Here is a 3,578-nt window from a genome sequence, read left to right on the forward strand (position 1 = left end):
AGACAGGGAGGGAGATCCTCCGGCCACAATTCGTTCCTGCAGAACCAGGCTGCACCTTGAGTCCCGAAGCGCTTTTGCTAGTCTGCCCACCGCGCCGGCCTTCAACAACGACCCGCGAGGAAATGTGGCACAGGACAGCCAAACGCTTCATGGCGACGGTATCTCGGCGACCATCGTTGCGCAGGGCGCCGAACTGATTTCGCTGCAAGATGCGCACGGATTCGAATTCCTGTGGCAGGCGGGGCCGGAATGGCGGCGTCACTCGCCGGTGCTGTTCCCGATCGTAGGGCGGCTGGCGGGCGATCATCTGCGCCATCGCGGCCGGACCTATCCAATGACGCAGCACGGGTTCGCGCGCGACAAGCCGTTTGCCTGGGCGCGGAAGGGGCCGCGATCCTGCACGCTGGTGCTCACCGACGATGTCGACACCCGGGCGCGCTATCCGTTCGCCTTTCGGCTTGAAGTGACCTACACGCTGGTCCGCCAGCAGCTTGATGTGACTTTCGACATCACCAACACTGGTGATGAGCTCCTGCCGGCATCGATCGGGGCGCACCCGGCATTCAATTGGCCCTTGCAGCCGGATCAGGCCAAGACGGACTACCGGCTGATCTTTGCCGATGATGAACCGGCGCCGATCCGCCGCCTCAAGGACGGATTGCTGCTGAAAACGCCGCAGCCGACGCCTGTCGAAGGCAACATACTCCCGCTCTCCGAGCGGTTGTTCGACGAGGACGCGGTGATCATAGACCAGCCCGCCAGCTCCAGCGTGCGTTATGCCGCCGAGCGTGGCCCGGCGATCGAGATGTCCTGGCAAGGGGTTCGGGAGTTGGGCGTCTGGTCAAAGCCGGGCGGCGCGCCGTTCCTGTGCATCGAACCCTGGCACGGCTTTGCAAGCCCGGTGGATTTCGATGGTGATTTTGTCGACAAACCAGGCCTGATGCTGATCGCGCCGGGTGCAAGTCGCGTGATGAGCTATCGGGTACGTCTGCTGCCAATAGCCAATTGGAGTGCGCTCAGTGAATTCTGAAACGATCGAGATCTACCATCCACGTGGTGTTTCAAATTTGGGCCAATGGGACATTGGTGGTCTCAAGCTCAAAGTCTATGGTCTCGTCGCAGACAACAAAAAGATCGACGAACCCATGGCGACTCTGGCGCAGTCATTCGTGCGACAGGAGGTTCTGCCGCGTGTGGCGGACGAGGGTGACGAGAATGGCATGGGCTTTGTGATCATTCATCCTGGTGAGCTCGGTGTGTCCATCTTAGCTCACTGGTGGATCCAGGTTCGGTGCTTTGTCAGCACATCTATCGGAAGCTGTATTCCGCAACCGAACCGATGGACACGGTTAAGAGACCTGTTATTGCCTGTGTTTGGGAATTGGCTCTGATGAATGCCGAGCAGGAAGCTTGGCGAAAAACGATGATGAAAGGCGAGTCCAATCCATTGGGATACATGGGCGCTTGGGCTGACTTCGAAGCTGCATAGAGGCTGCTCATGATCGACTATTGCGTGGTCGCCCAGATCGTCGGTGCCCAATGAAGCTGTACTTCAGCCGCAATCCCAACCCTCGATTGGCGGTCGCGGTCGCACGCTATCTCGAAACGAAACTGGACTTCGAATTCGCCTCGCCATTCGCTGCCGGGCAAATGGAGAAATTTCGCCGGTTAAATCCCAACCTCTCACTGCCCATCCTTGTGGATGATGAGGGAAAGAGCCTCTGGGAGGCAGACGCCATAGCCTGCAGGCTGTCGCGCCACGCGCATTCGGATTTCTGGCGCACCGGCGATGACGAACCCGAGATGATCCGGTGGCTCAGCTGGGGCAAGGAGCACTTCGCACTCGCTTGCGACACGGTGCATTTCGAACGTGGGACGAAACAGCGGTACGGCATCGGCCCGATCGATCAGAAGCGGGTGGAGGAGGGCCTGAACCAATTCCATACGGCTGCGGCAATACTCGACGCCGTGCTTGCCGAGCGGCAGTGGCTGGTCGGCAATTCGGTTTCCTATGCCGATTTTCGAATGGCGACCTTCCTACCGTTCAACGACGCCGCCAGACTGCCGCTCGACGATTATCCCTCTGTCAGCCGCTGGTACCGTCGACTTGAAGACATCGACGCCTGGCGTGACCCTTTCAAAGGGATGGATGCACCCGAATTGCCGCCGGTGCCGCAAATGGCCGTCGCGGATCAGCGGTGAGAACGCGCGCGAAGAGCAGCGCAGCAGGCCGAGCCTACCAAGGCGATGATGTGCGGGGGACCGGATGAATATCTATGTCCTGAGCGTGATCGAAGGACAGGAATGGGTCCTTCCTCGGCAGGCGGACGACTACCAGCTGTTTTCGACGCTCTGCGGCCGGAAGCAGACACAATGGCATCCGCCCAGGATGGAGATCCTGCGCGAACACGAAGACGGTACGCTCCGGCAATATTCAGATTTTCCATGGCTTGGCGAGCATGTGCTCATCCTGCGGGCGAGGGCGTCGAAATTGCTTCGGCCAACCCTCGAACCGTACGGTGAATTCCTGCCGCTTCCTGCTGACGAGCCAATATCGCTCTTCAATGTCACCACCGTGATCGATGCGCTGGACGAGGAACGTTCAAAGATCGTTCGCTTTGACGATGGCGGCATCATGGTGATCGAAAGCCTCGTCCTTCGAGCGGACGCAATCGGCGGTACCGAGATATTCAAGCTGCCCGAGCGTGCCGACGGGGTGCGAATATCCGATATTTATCTGCAGGAGACGATCGTACGCCGGATCGGGGAGCTTGGGCTCAAGGGCATTGCTTTCAACCTGGTCTGGAGCGACGAGCCGGTCGGACGAGGCAGGATCGAATACCCAGGTGCCAAAAAAGGCATTTCAACCGCAAGCTCGCTCACGCGCTTTTGGGCCGCTCTGCGGCGAAGAGCGGGATTTTGACATCAAACCTGCCGGACGACGGTGCCGACCACATTGACGAGAAGGCGCGCGGCGGTCAGCGCTGACAGGCCGTCAATATCGGCCGGAGGATAGAACTCGACAAGGTCGAATCCTGCGATCCTGGCCCGTTTGCCGAGGCCGGCGATCAGGTCGATTACCTGCGTGTAGGTGAGGCCGCCGGGTGTACGCGCCGCCACGCCCGGCATGATGCTTGGATCAAGGCTGTCGCAGTCGAGGGTGACGACGACCCGCGCGGCTTCCGGAATATGCCGGAGCGCGGCTTCGACGCCCTGGGCATGAACCTCGCGGGCGGTCACGAAGCGGCTGCCATGGCGCCGGGCTGCTTCGATTTCGGTGATGCGCGCGCTGCCGACGCTGCGCAGACCGACCTGCACCATGCCGGCGACATGCGGCATCTCGCTCGCCCTGCGCATCGGGCTCGAATAGCCGTGGCGTTCGCCATGAACCTCGTCGCGCCAGGCTATATGGGCGTCGACCTGCAGGACCCAGACCGGCCCGTGCTCTGCAAAGCCGGCGAGGAAGGGAATGGTCATGGAACAGTCGCCGCCGATCAGGATCGGCACAGCCGGCAACGTCAGGATCTCGCGCGTTTTTGCCTCGATCCTGGCCCGGTTGCCGGCATTGTCATGCATGG

At 60.7% G+C, this 3,578-nt stretch carries 5 protein-coding genes; 4 read left to right on the top strand and 1 reads right to left on the bottom strand.

All coding sequences use genetic code 11. The features are described from left to right. Positions 1 to 124 precede the first annotated feature (124 nt). From EN914_RS28490 to EN914_RS28505, 4 genes are all read left to right on the top strand, one after another. Positions 125 to 1,030, top strand: a complete 906-nt coding sequence (locus tag EN914_RS28490) for an aldose 1-epimerase family protein (RefSeq protein WP_024505207.1) — start codon at positions 125 to 127, stop codon at positions 1,028 to 1,030. Then, positions 1,020 to 1,391 (top strand): hypothetical protein, encoded by a 372-nt coding sequence (locus tag EN914_RS28495; protein WP_245265402.1) that lies wholly within the window; start codon positions 1,020 to 1,022, stop codon positions 1,389 to 1,391. The genes EN914_RS28490 and EN914_RS28495 overlap by 11 nt, the downstream gene beginning before the upstream one ends. Before the next feature lie 148 nt (positions 1,392 to 1,539). Beyond that, on the top strand, positions 1,540 to 2,202 hold the full coding sequence (locus tag EN914_RS28500; protein WP_024505208.1) for a glutathione S-transferase family protein: 663 nt from the start codon (positions 1,540 to 1,542) through the stop codon (positions 2,200 to 2,202). 64 nt (positions 2,203 to 2,266) lie between these two features. Further along, positions 2,267 to 2,923 carry an imm11 family protein gene (locus EN914_RS28505; protein WP_024505209.1) on the top strand — a complete coding sequence of 219 codons (657 nt, stop codon included), beginning with the start codon at positions 2,267 to 2,269 and terminating at the stop codon, positions 2,921 to 2,923. 2 nt (positions 2,924 to 2,925) lie between these two features. Here EN914_RS28505 and EN914_RS28510 read toward each other — a convergent pair. Then, the coding region (locus tag EN914_RS28510) for an arginase family protein (RefSeq protein WP_127231862.1) at positions 2,926 to 3,578 on the bottom strand (653 nt) is incomplete at its 5' end.

Source organism: Mesorhizobium sp. M7A.F.Ca.CA.001.08.2.1 (genome assembly GCF_003998455.1).
In the GTDB taxonomy this organism is placed as follows: Bacteria; Pseudomonadota; Alphaproteobacteria; order Rhizobiales; family Rhizobiaceae; genus Mesorhizobium; species Mesorhizobium ciceri.

Excerpts from the sequence above, each read along its gene's own strand:
- EN914_RS28500 (WP_024505208.1), top strand. The coding sequence starts at position 1,540 with ATGAAGCTGTACTTCAGCCGCAATCCCAACCCTCGATTGGCGGTCGCG.
- EN914_RS28505 (WP_024505209.1), top strand. The coding sequence starts at position 2,267 with ATGAATATCTATGTCCTGAGCGTGATCGAAGGACAGGAATGGGTCCTT.